The organism is Dietzia sp. MNB45, from assembly GCF_051994785.1.
Lineage (GTDB): Bacteria > Actinomycetota > Actinomycetes > Mycobacteriales > Mycobacteriaceae > Dietzia > Dietzia kunjamensis.
Genome location: NZ_CP163397.1, coordinates 1,456,258 through 1,470,704, shown reverse-complemented (window position 1 = coordinate 1,470,704; position 14,447 = coordinate 1,456,258). Strand labels below are relative to the sequence as shown.

The 14,447-nt window shown below is 72.4% G+C and carries 12 protein-coding genes; all 12 read right to left on the bottom strand.

Annotated elements, in window-relative coordinates:
- Nucleotides 1–12: 12 nt before the first annotated feature.
- The 12 genes from ileS to ftsW all read right to left on the bottom strand — a co-directional run bounded on the left by ileS (nt 13) and on the right by ftsW (nt 14,446).
- Nucleotides 13–3,222 carry an isoleucine--tRNA ligase gene (gene ileS, locus AB5G72_RS07125; protein ID WP_440221299.1) on the bottom strand — a complete coding sequence of 1,070 codons (3,210 nt, stop codon included), beginning with the start codon at nt 3,220–3,222 and terminating at the stop codon, nt 13–15.
- Nucleotides 3,223–3,506: 284 nt separating this feature from the next.
- Nucleotides 3,507–3,719 (bottom strand): hypothetical protein, encoded by a 213-nt coding sequence (locus AB5G72_RS07120; RefSeq protein ID WP_132063168.1) that lies wholly within the window; start codon nt 3,717–3,719, stop codon nt 3,507–3,509.
- Between the two features lie 163 nt (nt 3,720–3,882).
- Nucleotides 3,883–4,914 (bottom strand): DivIVA domain-containing protein, encoded by a 1,032-nt coding sequence (locus tag AB5G72_RS07115; RefSeq protein ID WP_206474311.1) that lies wholly within the window; start codon nt 4,912–4,914, stop codon nt 3,883–3,885.
- 132 nt (nt 4,915–5,046) lie between these two features.
- Nucleotides 5,047–5,346: a YggT family protein gene (locus AB5G72_RS07110; RefSeq protein WP_082923774.1), complete on the bottom strand. Its 300-nt coding sequence runs from the start codon at nt 5,344–5,346 to the stop codon at nt 5,047–5,049.
- A 75-nt stretch (nt 5,347–5,421) separates the two neighbouring features.
- On the bottom strand, nt 5,422–6,117 hold the full coding sequence (locus AB5G72_RS07105) for a cell division protein SepF (protein WP_185951763.1): 696 nt from the start codon (nt 6,115–6,117) through the stop codon (nt 5,422–5,424).
- Nucleotides 6,118–6,194: 77 nt separating this feature from the next.
- Entirely contained in the window at nt 6,195–6,923 is a 729-nt protein-coding gene (locus tag AB5G72_RS07100; RefSeq protein WP_440221298.1) for a YggS family pyridoxal phosphate-dependent enzyme, read from the bottom strand.
- 47 nt (nt 6,924–6,970) lie between these two features.
- A complete protein-coding gene (pgeF, locus tag AB5G72_RS07095; protein WP_301162977.1) occupies nt 6,971–7,693 on the bottom strand; it encodes a peptidoglycan editing factor PgeF in 723 nt (240 codons plus the stop codon).
- Between the two features lie 11 nt (nt 7,694–7,704).
- Nucleotides 7,705–8,913, bottom strand: a complete 1,209-nt coding sequence (gene ftsZ, locus AB5G72_RS07090) for a cell division protein FtsZ (RefSeq protein WP_440221297.1) — start codon at nt 8,911–8,913, stop codon at nt 7,705–7,707.
- A 206-nt stretch (nt 8,914–9,119) separates the two neighbouring features.
- On the bottom strand, nt 9,120–10,046 hold the full coding sequence (locus AB5G72_RS07085) for a cell division protein FtsQ/DivIB (RefSeq protein ID WP_440221296.1): 927 nt from the start codon (nt 10,044–10,046) through the stop codon (nt 9,120–9,122).
- A gap of 13 nt (nt 10,047–10,059) precedes the next feature.
- Nucleotides 10,060–11,511, bottom strand: a complete 1,452-nt coding sequence (gene murC, locus AB5G72_RS07080) for a UDP-N-acetylmuramate--L-alanine ligase (RefSeq protein ID WP_440221477.1) — start codon at nt 11,509–11,511, stop codon at nt 10,060–10,062.
- Nucleotides 11,512–11,576: 65 nt separating this feature from the next.
- Complete coding sequence (gene murG / locus AB5G72_RS07075) at nt 11,577–12,719, bottom strand: undecaprenyldiphospho-muramoylpentapeptide beta-N-acetylglucosaminyltransferase (RefSeq protein ID WP_317470812.1); 1,143 nt, start codon at nt 12,717–12,719, stop codon at nt 11,577–11,579.
- Nucleotides 12,716–14,446, bottom strand: a complete 1,731-nt coding sequence (ftsW, locus tag AB5G72_RS07070; RefSeq protein WP_440221295.1) for a putative lipid II flippase FtsW — start codon at nt 14,444–14,446, stop codon at nt 12,716–12,718. The genes murG and ftsW overlap by 4 nt, the downstream gene beginning before the upstream one ends.
- Nucleotide 14,447 lies beyond the last annotated feature (1 nt).

Sequence of the window (14,447 nt, the reverse complement as noted above, 5' to 3'; positions counted from 1 at the left end):
ACGAGCCGCCGGTCAGACCCGAGCCAGCGTCATCCGGACGCCCTCGGCGAGGTCGACCGGGTCCCCGTCTGCCGGGTCCAGTGCGTCGACCACGGCGAAGTCGGTGGCCAGCACCTCGCCGGCGATGAGCTGCGCGTGACGGTCCGCCCACTCACGGCGGGCGGCCGGCACCTCCATGCGCACCCGGATGCGGTCGGAGATGTCGAAACCGGCACCGCGGCGGGCCTCCTGGATCTCGCGGATCCGGTCCTTTGCCCAGCCCTCGGCCTCGAGCTCCTCGGTGACCGTCAGGTCCAGCACCACCAGGCCGGCACCGCCGGGCAGCGCCGCCGTGGACTCGGGATCGGCGGCCACGAGCCGGTGCTCGTACTCGCCCTCCTGCAGCTCGACGCCGCCGGCGACCACGACGCCGTCGGTCTCGGTCCAGTCACCGGACTTGGCGGCCTTGATGCAGGCCTGGACCTGCTTGCCCAGCCGCGGGCCGGCAGCGCGCGCGTTGACCGCCAGTTCCATCCGCCCGTGGGTGGCCACGTCGCTGGTGAGGCTCACCTCGCGGACGTTGACCTCGTCGGCGATGAGACCGGTGAACGGCTGGAGCCGCTCTGCGTCGGGCATGGCCACCGTGAGCGAGCTGAGCGGCAGGCGCACCCGCAGGTGCTTGGCCTTGCGGATCGAGGACACGGTGGAGCACACGTCGCGCACGGCCTCCATCGCCTCGACCAGGTCGGCATCGTGCGGCAGCTCGTCGGCGGCCGGCCAGTCCACCAGGTGCACCGACTCCTCACCGGTGAGCCCGGTCCACACGACCTCGCTCATCAGCGGCAGCAGCGGCGCGGCGAGGCGCATGGTGGTCTCGAGCACCGTGTAGAGGGTGTCGAAGGCGTCGCGGGAATCCTGGCCGCTGTCCTCGCCGGCCCAGAACCGGGAGCGCGACCGGCGGACGTACCAGTTGGTCAGGGCGTCGGCGAACAGGCGCAGCTCGTCGCAGGCCGCGGCGATGTCGGTGGCGTCCAGCGCCTCGGTCATGGCGTCGCGCGTGGACGCCAGGCGGGACAGGATGTAGCGGTCCAGCACGTGCTCCGGGTCCGTACGCCAGGTGGCCCGGCGGGAGGCGTACAACTGGAAGAAGCTGTAGGAGTTCCACAGCGGCAGCATGGCCTGGCGGACGCCCTCGCGGATGCCCTGCTCGGTCACCACGAGGTTGCCGCCCCGCAGGATCGGCGAGCTCATGAGGAACCAGCGCATGGCGTCCGAGCCGTCGCGGGAGAACACCTCGTTGACGTCCGGGTAGTTGCCCTTGGACTTGCTCATCTTGAGACCGTCGTTGCCCAGGACGATCCCGTGGGCGGCGACATGGGTGAACGCGGGACGGTCGAACAGCGCGGTGGCCAGCACGTGCAGGGTGTAGAACCAGCCGCGGGTCTGCCCGTTGTACTCGACGATGAAGTCACCCGGGTTGTGGGTCTCGAACCACTCCTTGTTCTCGAAGGGGTAGTGGACCTGGGCGAACGGCATCGACCCGGACTCGAACCAGCAGTCGAACACGTCCGGGATGCGGCGCATGGTCGACTTGCCGGTCGGGTCGTCCGGGTTGGGCCGGGTCAGCTCGTCGATGTACGGGCGGTGCAGGTCGGTGGGCCGGACGCCGAAGTCGGCTTCCAACTCGTCGAGGGACCCGTAGACGTCGACCCGCGGGTAGGCGGGGTCGTCGGACTCCCACACCGGGATCGGGGCGCCCCAGTAGCGGTTGCGGTTGATGTTCCAGTCGCGGGCGCCCTCGAGCCACTTGCCGAACTGGCCGTCGCGCACGTGCTCCGGCATCCAGGTGATGTGCTCGCGGTTGAGCTCGACCATGCGGTCCCGGAACGCGGTGACCTTGACGAACCACGCGGGCAGCGCCATGTAGATGAGCGGCTGGCCGGAGCGCCAGGAGTGTGGGTAGGAGTGCTCGATGGTCTCGTGGCGGATCAACCGGCCATCGGCCCGCAGATCGCGGGAGATGGGCGCGTTGGCGTCGAAGACGAGCTGGCCGGCGTACGGCGGCACCTCGGCGGTGAACTTGCCGTCCGGGCCCACCGGGATGACGAGCTCGATCCCGGCGGCGTCGCAGGCGTCCTTGTCCTCCTCACCGAAGGCGGGCGCGAGGTGGACGACGCCGGTACCGGACTCGGTAGTGACATAGTCGGCCGAGAGCACGACGTGCGCACCCGCGTGACCGGCGAAGAAGTCGAACGGCGGGGTGTACCGCAGGCCCACCAACTCAGAGCCCTTGACGGTCGTCACGACCTCCGCGTCCTCACCGAACTCGGCGGCGTAGACGCCGCGACGGGCCTCGGCGATGACGAAGCTCCGCCCGGCGAACTCACCGGAGTCGACCCGGACCACCGAGTAGTCGATCTCGGGGTGGACGGCGGCGGCGAGGTTGGAGGGCAGGGTCCACGGCGTGGTGGTCCACACCAGTGCCTCGGCGCCGTGGAACGGGCTGTCCTGAGGGGCCTCCAGGGGCAGCCCGACGGTGACGGCCGGGTCCTGACGCATCTTGTAGGCGTCGTCCAGGCGGGTCTCCTGGTTGGACAGTGGCGTCTGCTCGTACCAGGAGTACGGCAGCACGCGGAAGCCCTTGTAGATCAGCCCCTTGTCGTAGAGCCGTTTGAAGGCCCACAGCACGGACTCGGTGAAGTCGATGTCGAGGGTCTTGTAGTCGTTGTCGAAGTCCACCCAGCGGGCCTGGCGGTGGACGTACTTCTCCCACTCGTCGGTGTACTGCAGCACCGACATCTCGCAGGCGTTGTTGAACTCGGCCAGGCCCATGTCGAGGATCTGGGACTTCTCGGTGATGCCGAGCTGCTTCTCGGCCTCGAGCTCGGCGGGCAGGCCGTGGCAGTCCCAGCCGAACCTGCGCTCGACCCTGTACCCACGCATGGTGCGGTAGCGCGGGACGACGTCCTTGACGTACCCGGTGAGCAGGTGACCGTAGTGGGGCAGGCCGTTGGCGAACGGGGGCCCGTCGTAGAAGACGTACTCCTGCGCGTCCGCACGGTTACGGATGGACTCGCGGAACGTGTCGCGCTCGTCCCACCGCTGCAGGACCGTCTCCTCGAGGGCGGGGAACGACGGCGTCTGGGACGTGGCGCCCCCGGCGAGATCGAGCACGGGGTACGCGCTGCCGGTGGCAGCGGGCTCGCCGTCGGCGCGTTCGGTCGCTACGGGTTCGGTGCTCATGTCGGCGGACTCCTCGCGTACGGGGCCCGCACGAGTTCGCATCCGTGGGGCCGTCAGGCCTGCGCTCGGGGACGAACCGGATCGCGTCTGGCGCGTTCCGTCCGCGGTACCACCCCGTTTGGCGACGACGTGCGACGCCCACTCGTGGGTCGGGCTGTGACGGGCTCCCCCGTTCGGTTCTACTGAGCGGTCCCCGCCGTGCGGGGTCCCACCGTTCTTCCGAGCACTCCCCGGTGATGGCCGGATCTCCGCGCGTCCGGCTCACGGCCGGACAGGTTCCGATATTACCCGTCGGTGCGGGCGTCCGCCTCTTCCGAGGTCATCCGCGGCTCGCGGTCGCGCTCGGCGCGCCCACGGACCAGGTCGACCAGCAGCAGGATGAGCCCCAGGGCCCCGACGAGGATGCACGCCCACGCCCACCCGATCTGACCTGTCGCGACGGCCGCCACGAGGAAGGCGAAACCGAGGACCGTCAGTCCGAGCGCGGCGACGAGCATCCGTGCCTCCTGGTGGGCGAATCCTGGTGTTGGGCGAATTCTGGGAGCTGTGCGATGGGGAAAGGGGGTCGCACCGTCGGTGGCCCCGTCCCCCACCCCGAATATACGTCGGTCCCCGCACCCTTGGGCAGGGGCGGGGACCGCATCGGTCACGCGGAGTGGATCACTCGGCGCGGTGACCGCCGTCCTTCTTTGCCGACTGGTCGGACGAGCCGGGGGCGCCGGCACTGCCGGTACCCTCGCCGGCCGCGGACGAGGCCGCCGGGCCGCCCGGGGTGGACGAGGCCGCAGTGGCCGCCGGGGCGGCCGGGGCGGCCGATCCGGTCTTGCCGAGCTCCGAGAGCTGGTTCTCCAGGTAGCTGGTGAGGCGGCTGCGGTAGTCCTTCTCGAACGTCCGCAGCTGGTCGATCCGGCTCTCGAGCACGCCACGCTGCTGGTTGATGGTGGCCATGATCTCGGTGTGCTTGCGCTCGGCGTCGGCCTGCAGGGCGTCGGCCTTGGCCTGCGCCTCCTTGACCTGCTGCTCGGACCGGGCCTGGGCGTCCTTGACGATGCCGTCGGACTTGCTCTTGGCCTCGGTGAGGATCTTGTCGGCCTCCTTGCGGGCGTCGCCGACCATCTTCTCGGACTGGGACTTGGCGTCGCCGACCAGGCGATCAGACTGGGACTTGGCGTCGCCCACCAGCCGGTCGGACTCGCTGCGGGCCTTGGCCATGAGTCCGTCGGACTCCTTCTTGGCCTCGCCGGTGAGCCGGTCGGCCATCTCCTGGGCCATGGCCAGGACGCGGGCGGCGCGCAGGTGGGTCTCGTTGTTGGCGGCGCCGTCGTCCTCGCTCTTGCCCAGCGACGGGGTAGCGGCGGCGGGAGTCGGGGTAGTCGGCGCGGCGGCCGCAGCAGGTGCGGGCGCGGGGGTCGGCGCGGGCGCCGGGGCGGCCGGCTGCTGTGCCGCGCCCGAGCCGCCGGTGGCGGCGCCGGAGGACTTGCCGGACTCGTCGGCGGCCTTGCGCGCCTTTTCGAGATCCTTGGTGAGCTCCTCCACCCGCTGGCGGAGGTCCTCGTTGTCCGAGACGAGTTCCGCGAGCTCCGTCTCGACCAGGTCGAGGAACTGGTCGACCTCGTCCTCGTTGTAGCCCCGCTTGCCGATCGGCGGCTTGGAAAACGCGACGTTGTGCACATCGGCTGGAGTCAACGGCATGGGATACCCCTCGTGGTCGTCTCGGGTGCCGGCCCGGCGTTGTCGCACCGGACCCGCGACTTCATTACTACCTTAACGGTGGCCAATCTAGTCACAATCGGCCCGCGCGTCACCAGCGGCCGCAACGGGGCCTCACGCCACGCTCATCATGAGGCCACGCAGGATCACCTGGATGACGATGATGATGACGAAGAGCACCAGCACCGACAGGTCCAGCGAGATCTGGCCCAGGCGCACGGGCTTGATGACCTTCCGCAGCGCCTTGACCGGCGGGTCCGTGACGGTGAACAGCCACTCCAGTACCACGGCGAGGACGCCACGGGGGCTCCACCCGCGGGAGAACGAGGCGATCATCTCGACCACGATCCTGGCGAGGAGCATGTACCAGAAGATCTGGGTGATGATGTAGAGGACCAGCAGGATTTCACGCACGGTGTAACCCTACTGGCCCGCGACGTCGCGCCGTCACCGGCGTCCTGTCGGCCGTGGTCAACGGGGTCGGCTGCGTCAGCGCCGGAAGGCGCCGTTGACGGCGTCGCGGACCTCGGCCTCGGTGAGGTCCATGCCGGCGGGCTGCAGGAGGAAGGTCCGCTCGCGGTCGGCGACCTTCTCCATGCGGCCGTCGAGGCCGAAGACGAGTCCGGCGGCGAAGTCCACCATGCGGCGCGCATCCCCGGAGGCCATGGTCGAGAGGTCCAGCACGACGGCGCGGCCGGCGCGGAAGTGCTCGCCGAGGCTCTTGCCGTCGCCGAAGCCGCGGGGGCGCTCCACAACGGTCTCGGGCACGGTCACCAGTCCGTCCTCCACGAAGTCCTCCTCGGGCGCGAGCGCGACGGCGCCGCGGGTGGCGGGAACGCCGCGCAGGGTGGCGCGGGCCCCGGCCTCGGCGGCGTGGTAGCGGCGCGGGCGGGGGGCCGGCTCGTCAATGTCACCGCGGCGCGGGGCGACCGGGCGCTCGTCGACCGGGTCGAGGTCGGCGATCCGGGTTCGGGGGGCGGGCTCCTCCAGGTACCGGTCGGCGGCGTAGCCGTAGTCGTCCCGACGGTCGCGGGCGATCGGGCCGAGGTCGTCCGTCTCGTGGATGCCGCGGGGGGCACGCACGTCGTGGTGGACGGGCCGGTCGTAGTCGTCGAGGTACTCGTCGTCGTACGCCGCGACGGGCGCCATTCCGAAGTACTCCTTGAACCGGGCGATTGCGCTCATCTTCCGGGACCTTCCTGGTAACGGGGTCGTCGCGGGCGTGTGTTCTTCGCGGGCGGGTGTCCCCGCGAGGCTGGCTCTCAAACTACTGGTCGGGGGCCGAGGATGGCCGTTCCGACACGCACGCAGGTCGAACCCGCGGCGACCGCCTCCTCGATGTCCCCGGACATCCCGGCGGAGAACTCCACCGCGTCGGGGTGATCGCGGCGCAGCGCGGCCGCGACCTCGGCGGCGTCGGCGAAGTGGGCGCTCGCCCCGCCCTCGAGCGGGGGGACGACCATGAGCCCGGCCAGGCGCAGGTGGCCGAGACCGGCCACGTGGTCGGCGAGGCCGGGCAGGTCCTCACGAGCGATTCCGCCGCGCGAGGTGTCACCGTCCAGGCTCAGCTGGAGCAGGACGGGCAGCGGGGTGACGTCGTCGCGCTCCCCGGCGGCGCGGGCGCGGCCCTTCTCGAGGCCGTCGGCGACCTTGGCCGAGTCGACGGAGTGGACGCGGTCGGCCCACCCGGCCACCGCAGCGGCTTTGTTGGACTGGATGTGACCCACCATGTTCCAGCGCACCGCCGCGGCCAGCTCGGCGTCGGCGGCGGCCAGATCGGAGACCTTCGCCGCGGCCTCCTGGACGCGGTTCTCCCCGACGTCGCGCACCCCGAGGCGGGCGAGCCGGACGACGTCGGTGACGGGGTGGAATTTGGTGACGACGACGAGGTCGACCTCATCGGTCCGTCCCGCGGCCGCCCGCGCCGCGTCCAGACGTTGCCGGGTCGCGGCGAGTCTGGTGGCGAGTTCGTCCGCCCTGGGATCGGTCATGTCCGCTCTTCCTCCTCCCGGCCGGCGGGTGCGCCGGCCCCGGGTCTCTACTGCTGCCGCCAGATCACGCTGGCCTGGCGCCCGGTCCGCCCCTGTCGACGATAGGAGAACAGTGACTCCTCGGCGATCGTGCAGCGCGGGTCGGAGTCGACGCGGGTGACGCCGAGCCCGGCGAGTTGGCGCGTGATGCCCCGACGGAGGTCCACCCCGGGGGTCCCCGCGACGGTCCGGGCGCGGCTGCCGGGCAGAGCGGCCTCGACCTCGTCCACCATCTCGGGGGGCAGCTCGTAGTGCTCCCCCGCCGCGGCGGGTCCGAGGAGCACGGTGATGCGCTCGGGCCGGGCACCCAGGGAGGTCATGGCCCCGATGAGCGACGGGACGATCCCGCCGACGGCGCCGACCCGGCCCGCGTGCACGGCCCCGATCACCCCGGCCTCGGAGTCCGCGGCCAGGACCGGGACGCAGTCGGCGGTGAGTACCGCCAGCGCCAGGCCCGGCCGATCGGTCACCAGTCCGTCGGTGGCCGGGACCGGGCCGCCCGTCGGACGGGTGACGCGGGCGATGCGGGTGCCGTGGACCTGGTCCATCCACACGACGTCGGTCGCGGGCAGGCCGAGTCGACGGGCGAGCCGCGCCCGGTTGGCGGCCACCGCCGCCGGGGCGTCCCCGACGTGGTCGCCGAGGTTGAACGAGTCGAAATCTCCGGTCGACGCGCCGCCCCGGCGGTCGGTGACCACCCGGCGTACGCGCCCCGTGCCGTCGGGTGCCATGGAACGGACCGTCAGTGCCGCATGAACGGCGGCACGTCGATGTCGTCGTCCTCGTCACGGCGGCGGGAGGAGGATCCCGCGGCCGGAGCCGCGTTGCCGGCCGAGGAGGCGGGACCCGGGTAGGCCGACTCCTCGCGGCGGCGGCCGTCGAGGGGGGTCGAGCCGAGTTCGGAGGCACCGCCGGTGTCGCCGGAGGCGCCGGGGACCGACTCGTCGTCGTCGAGGTGGTGGCGGCCGCGACGCGACTGTCCCGCGCCCGCGGTGACCGGACGGGACCCGCCGTCGAACCCGGCGGCGATGACGGTCACACGGACCTCGTCTCCGAGCGAGTCGTCCACGACGGTGCCGAAGATGATGTTGGCGTCCGGGTGCGCCTCCTCCTGCACGAGCGTGGCGGCCTCGTTGATCTCGAACAGACCCAGGTCGCTGCCGCCCGCGATGGACATGAGGACGCCCTTGGCGCCCTCCATCGTGGTCTCGAGCAGCGGGGAGTTGATGGCGGCCTCGGCGGCCTTGAACGCGCGTCCCTCCCCGCGGGAGGAGCCGATGCCCATGAGGGCGCTGCCCGCCCCGGACATGACGCCCTTGACGTCGGCGAAGTCGACGTTGATCACGCCGGGCGTGGTGATGAGGTCGGTGATGCCCTGGACGCCGTTGAGGAGGACCTCGTCCGCGGTCTTGAAGGCCTCCATCATCGACACGCCCGCGTCGCCGAGCTGGAGCAGGCGGTCGTTGGGGATCACGATGAGCGTGTCGCAGGCCTCGCGGAGCTGGTCGATGCCGGTGTCGGCCTGGCCTCCGCGGCGCTTGCCCTCGAACGAGAACGGGCGGGTGACCACGCCGACCGTCAGGGCGCCGAGCTTGCGGGCGATCGCGGCCACGACGGGCGCGCCGCCGGTGCCGGTCCCGCCGCCCTCACCGGCGGTGACGAAGACCATGTCGGCCCCCTTGAGGACCTCCTCGATCTCGTCCTTGTGGTCCTCGGCGGCCTTGCGACCGACCTCGGGGTCCGCGCCGGCGCCCAGCCCGCGGGTGAGCTCGCGGCCGACGTCCAGCTTGACGTCGGCGTCCGACATGAGGAGGGCCTGCGCGTCGGTGTTCACGGCGATGAACTCGACGCCCTTGAGCCCCTCGTCGATCATCCGGTTGACCGCGTTGACGCCGCCGCCGCCGATCCCGACGACCTTGATGACTGCGAGGTAGTTGTGCGGTGAGCTCATCGAGGCCCGGCCTTCCTATGGGGGTGTCGTGCTCGGTTGCATGCTGTCTCGACGAAAGTTCCGCGAGCCTAAAGTCTCACCCTCTAGTTGAGGGTTAAACTTGCTGGTCAGAGGCCTTTTCCGCCGTCTGCACACACGGTAGGTCCAGCAGCCCCGCGCGTCCACGAGGCTCGCGGGCGTGTCGTGTCCACCGGCCCGTGACCGGGCTACCGCGAGGCCGGCAGCGCGGGGTTGGACACGTTCCAGATCTGGCCCGGTTGCTCGAGCACCATCTGCAGGGCGACGGCCTTCTCGTGATCCCGCCCCGCCGCGCCCCATTCCACGATCCGCCCGTCGGCGAGTGTGAGGACGATGGACGCGGGGGTCTCCACCTCGACCGAGGCGATCTCCTGACCCGCCGTGCCGCGCACCTCGGCGAACACGGTCGCCAGATCGCGGACGATCGACGGCAGGTCAGCGCCGGCCGCGTCCCCGACGGTGAGCAGGGGCGTGCCGGGCGGGGGCTCACCGGGGCCGAAGTCGATGCCTTGGGCGTCCACGAGGTGCTGGGTCCCGCCGACCTCCACGACCACCAGGGCGGTGCGCTCGATCAACTCGATCCGCAGCCCCGAGGGATAGTCGCGCTTGACGGTCACCTGGTCGACCCGCGGGAGTCCGGCCACCCGCCGCGCGACGGCGTGCGTGTCCACCTGGAGGAGCGGGGTCCCGGGGACCACGGCGGCGCGCTCGGTCACCACCTCGGACGGGATCGTCCGGGTGCCCTCGACGCTGACCTCGCGGACCGAGAACACCGGCAGGAAGTACAGGGCGATGTAGCCGAGGAGCAGCACCACCAGTGCCACCCCGAGTCCGGCGTAGATGCGGTTGGTGCGTCGGCGGCGCCGCCGCAGCCGCGCGCGGACGGCCGGGTCGGAGTGCCGGACCCGCTCGTCGGAGCTGCGGACGGTGGCCGCGGCGAGCCGGCGGTCCGGGTCATCCGTGGACGTGGCCTCCGGGCCGCCCTCGGACGCCCGGTCCCCCGCTCCCCCGTCGGCGGTCGGGTGGCCCGGCCCGTCATCCGGCGTGCCGTCCGGCCCGCCGGGACGTGCATCGAGGGGTGCGTCGTCCGGACGGTCCCCGGGTACGTCGGTCACCGCGCGGCCCTCCTCACGAACCCTGGCCCGACGGACCCCGGCCGGCGACGATCCGCGGACCGAGCGTGGTGATGTCCCCCGCGCCGAGGGTGAACACCACGTCATCGGCCTCGAGCAGCCCGAGCACGGCGACGAGCGCGGAGTCCAGGTCGGGCACGTGCTGCACGGGGACCGTCACGTGCCGCGCGACGGAACCGCCGTCGATGCCGGGTTCGGGCTGCTCGCGGGCGCCGTAGACGTCGAGCACCACGACCCGGTCGGCGAGCGAGAGCGCCCGGCCGAACTCCTCGGCGAAGATGCGGGTCCGCGAGTACAGGTGCGGCTGGAAGACGGCGACCAGTCGACCGCCGTCCGTCTCGACGATCTCCCTCGCCGCGCCGAGGACCGCCGCGACCTCGGTCGGGTGGTGCGCGTAGTCGTCGTAGACACGCGCGCGCCCGCCTCCGACGACGGCCTCCCCCTTGGGTTCGAATCGTCGTCCCACTCCCCCGAAACCGGACAGGCCGGCGAGGAACCCGTCGGTCTCGAACCCGGAGGCGCCGATGCCGCTGGCGGCGATCCCGTCGGCGGCGGTCACCTCGCGCGCGGCGAGCAGGGCGGCGAGGGCGTTGAGCGCCATGTGTTCGCCGGGGGTCCCGACGTGCAGTTCGCCGTGGGGGACGCCGTCGAGCGTGAGGTCGGCGCGGGTGCCGGCGGAGTCGACGACGATCGCCGAGAGTTCACCCGACACCGGCAGATCGGAGACCGGCCCGTCGGAGGTCCGGTATCCCAGCACGCGGACGCCCGCCGCCGCGGCCCGCCGGGCGCGCTCGGCGGCGCCCTTGTCGTCCAGGCACACCACCAGCGCGCCGGTGGCGGGGATGCGGGCGAGGAAGGTGTCGAACACCTCGTAGTAGGCCTCGGCGGTGCCGAAGTGGTCGAGGTGGTCGGGCTCGGCGTTGGTGAGGATGACCACGTCGGGGTCGTAGTGCACGAGCGAGCCGTCGGACTCGTCGGCCTCGGCGACGAACACCGGGTCGCTGCCGCCGCGGGCGTTGGTCCCGAACTGCAGGACGGTGCCGCCCACCGCGAAGGACGGGTCCGAGCCGGCGGCGAGCATGCCGGCGATGAGCATCGACGTCGTCGAGGTCTTGCCGTGCGTGCCACAGACCATGATCGAGCGGCCCGACCGTGCCAGGTGTCCCAGCACCTGCGACCGCGTGACGACGGGGATACCCGCGGCCCTCGCGGCCGCGAGCTCGGGGTTGTCGGCGGGGATCGCGGCCTTGGAGATCACGACGATCTCCGGCGGTGCACCGTGGGCCCCGAGCGCCTCGGCACTGTGCCCCACCCGCACGATCGCGCCCCGGTCGGCCAGGGCCCGCAGGTCGGCCGAGTCGCGGGCATCGCTGCCCGAGACCGCGACGCCGTGATCGAGCAGGATCCGGGCGACCCCGGACATGCCGGCGCCGCCGATCCCGATCATGTGGACGCGGGTGAGGGTGGCGGGGACGTCATCGACGGACGCCGTGGTCGGCGGGGTCTGGTCGTTCAAAGAGGGGCCTTTCCGGCGGCGTCGAGCGCGATCCGCGCCACGACCTCCGCCGCGTCTCGGGAGCCGCCGCTGACTGCGGCGGCGGACATCGAGTCCAGGAGGCCGCGGTCCAGCAGCAGCGGCAGGACCTCGGTCCGCAGGTAGTCGGTGGTCAGTGCGCCGTCCTCCACGAGGAGTGCGGCGCCGCCGGCGACCAGGTCGCGGGCGTTGAGGGCCTGCTCACCGTTGCCGTGCGGGAGCGGGACGAACACCGCGGGCAGTCCGACGGCGGAGACCTCGGCGACGGTGATGGCTCCGGACCGACACAGGATGAGGTCCGCGGCCGCGTAGGCCAGGTCCATCCGGTCGAGGTAGGGCACGGTCACGTACGGGGTGCCGTCGGCGGGCACCCGGGGGGCGTCCGCGACGTTCTTGGGGCCCACGGCGTGGAGGACGCCGACGCCGGCGCGGGAGAACTCCTCGGCGACGCCCGCCATCGCGGTGTTGAGCGAGCGCGCGCCCTGCGAGCCGCCCACCACGAGCAGGGTGGGGGCGTCGGGGTCGAGGCCTAAGGCGGCGCGTGCCTCCGCGCGGAGTGCCGCGCGGTCGAGGGTGGCCACCGAACGCCGGACGGGATTGCCCACGACGCGGGCGTCGAGGCCCGAGCCGGTGACGGCGGCCAGGGTGGCGACGGCGAACCGGGCGCCGAGCTTGTTGGCGATGCCGGCGCGGGAGTTGGCCTCGTGGACGATGATCGGGATCCGACGCCGCCCGCCGGCGCCCGTCCGGCCGAGGGGGGCCGCCGCCGCGAGGTAGACCGGCACGCACGCGTAGCCGCCGAACCCGACGACGACGTCCGCCTCGGTGCGACGCAGGACGTCCCGCGCGCCCCGTACCGCCCGGAGCAGTCGGGTGGGCAGTCGGAACAGGTCGCCGCCGATGCTGCGTGGCAGCGGGACGGGGTCCACGAGTTCGAGGGGGACGCCCCGGCGCGGGACCAGCTCGGTCTCGAGCCCGCGCGGCGTGCCCACCGCGGTGACACGCGCGGTGGGATCGAGGGCGGTGACGGCCTCGCCGACGGCGAGCGCCGGCTCGATGTGACCGGCGGTGCCGCCGCCGACCACCAGGACGGAGGGCCCGCCGGAGCGTGGGGCGCTCATCGCTCCCGTCCCCGGTGGATCGGGCTCGGGCGACCGGCGCCGGGGCTCTGCCGGGAGCCGGCGTCGGGGGCCGGGCGACGCGGCTGGCGACGCTCGGCCTCCCGTCCGCGCACGGGCCGGGCGGTGCGGCCGGTCATCGCGGTGGCGCCGCGACGACGGTCCCGCGCGGCCTCGGCGGGGATGGGCATCGTCTCGTACGCCGGCGGCCTCGGGGCCCCCCGGGGCGGCCGCGGGACGGGGGCGGGCTGCGCCGTGCGGCGGGCGCCCGCGGACCTGTCGCGTGGGGCGGGTCCGGCGGTCCGCGGCGGCTGCGGCCTGGTCACCGGGTCCCCGAACCGGCGGGTGCCGGCGCTGGACCGTCCGGGCGTGGCGGAGGCCGGGACCGGCCGCTCGGGCGTGTAGGGCCGCGGGTCGGGCAGCGCGAGCCAGCTGCGCCGGCGCCGCGACGGGGAGCTGAGGATCGCGGAGATGGCCTCCGGCTCGTGGCGGGCACAGTTGGCGAGCAGCCCGAGCGAGGTCAGGGTGACGACCGCCGACGTGCCGCCGTTGGAGATCAGGGGCAGCTGCAGACCCGTCACCGGCAGCAGGCCGACCACATACCCGATGTTGATGAAGGCCTGGATGACGATCGTCGCGGTGACGGTGCCGGCGAGCAGGCGCCGGAACGGGTCTACCGACCGCAGCGCGACGCGCATGCCGACCCACCCGAGGGTGAGGTAGAGCGACACGACGACCGCGGCCCCGAACCAGCCCAGTTCCTCGCCGATGATCGCGAAGATGAAGTCGTTGGTGGCCTCGGGCAGGTAGAACCACTTGGCGCTGGACTGCCCCAGCCCGACGCCGAACAATCCGCCGTCGGCCAGCGAGAGCATGCCCTGGTACGACTGGTAGGCCGCGCCCTGGGGGTTGGAGAAATCTCCCCGGAAGGTGTCGAGGTAGGTCCGGATCCGCTCGAAGCGGTAGGCGAACGCCACGGCGAGTACGCCGAACACCACGACGCCGACCGCGATGACCCACACGAAGTGCCGGGTGGGGTACCCGGAGAACCACAGCACACACAGGAAGGCGATGGTCACCGCGGTGGCCATGCCCAGGTCGGGGGCGACGACGACGAGGACCGCCACGACGAGGTAGCCGACCACGGCCGGGAAGAGCAGATCGAGCCAGTACCCCGTGCGCATCCGCTTGGCGACCACCGAGCACGCCCAGAGGATGAAGGCGAACTTGGCGATCTCCGCGGGCTGGATCGAGAACAGCCCCAGGTCGATCCAGCCCTTCGACCCGTTGATCTCGGACCCGACCCCGGGGATCAGCACGGCCACGAGCAGTCCGATCGCGACCAGCAGCAGCGGGAACGCCGCGGCCCGGACCAGCTCGATGCGGACGCGCAGCGCGGTGACGAAACCGACCCAGCCGATGAGGACGAAGAGCGCCTGGCGCAGGAAGATGTCGAACGGCGTGCCGCCGCCGGAGAAGGCGAGCACGTTGGAGCTGGACAGCACCATGCCCAATCCGATGACGGTGAGCAGGGCGGTGACCACCATGACCACGTGGTACGAGGTCAGGGGCGCGCGATTGATGGCGGCCAGGGGTGCGGCGATCCGCCCGAGCAGGTCCGGTCGCGTCTCGGTGTCCGCGCGCTCGTGCTGTGTCTTCTCACGCACCGGCTTCTCACGCACCGGCTTCTCACGCACCGGCTTCTGGCGCGCTGCCTTGTCGGTTGCCATT

Bases quoted from the DNA above. Each gene is read 5' to 3' on its own strand.
- murC (WP_440221477.1), bottom strand. From the start codon at position 11,511: ATGATCGGGATCGGCGGCGCCGGCATGTCCGGGGTCGCCCGGATCCTG.
- ftsZ (WP_440221297.1), bottom strand. From the start codon at position 8,913: ATGAGCTCACCGCACAACTACCTCGCAGTCATCAAGGTCGTCGGGATC.
- AB5G72_RS07120 (WP_132063168.1), bottom strand. From the start codon at position 3,719: ATGCTCGTCGCCGCGCTCGGACTGACGGTCCTCGGTTTCGCCTTCCTC.
- AB5G72_RS07115 (WP_206474311.1), bottom strand. From the start codon at position 4,914: ATGCCGTTGACTCCAGCCGATGTGCACAACGTCGCGTTTTCCAAGCCG.
- AB5G72_RS07100 (WP_440221298.1), bottom strand. From the start codon at position 6,923: ATGACCGATCCCAGGGCGGACGAACTCGCCACCAGACTCGCCGCGACC.
- pgeF (WP_301162977.1), bottom strand. From the start codon at position 7,693: ATGGCACCCGACGGCACGGGGCGCGTACGCCGGGTGGTCACCGACCGC.
- AB5G72_RS07105 (WP_185951763.1), bottom strand. From the start codon at position 6,117: ATGAGCGCAATCGCCCGGTTCAAGGAGTACTTCGGAATGGCGCCCGTC.
- ileS (WP_440221299.1), bottom strand. From the start codon at position 3,222: ATGAGCACCGAACCCGTAGCGACCGAACGCGCCGACGGCGAGCCCGCT.
- ftsW (WP_440221295.1), bottom strand. From the start codon at position 14,446: ATGGCAACCGACAAGGCAGCGCGCCAGAAGCCGGTGCGTGAGAAGCCG.
- murG (WP_317470812.1), bottom strand. From the start codon at position 12,719: ATGAGCGCCCCACGCTCCGGCGGGCCCTCCGTCCTGGTGGTCGGCGGC.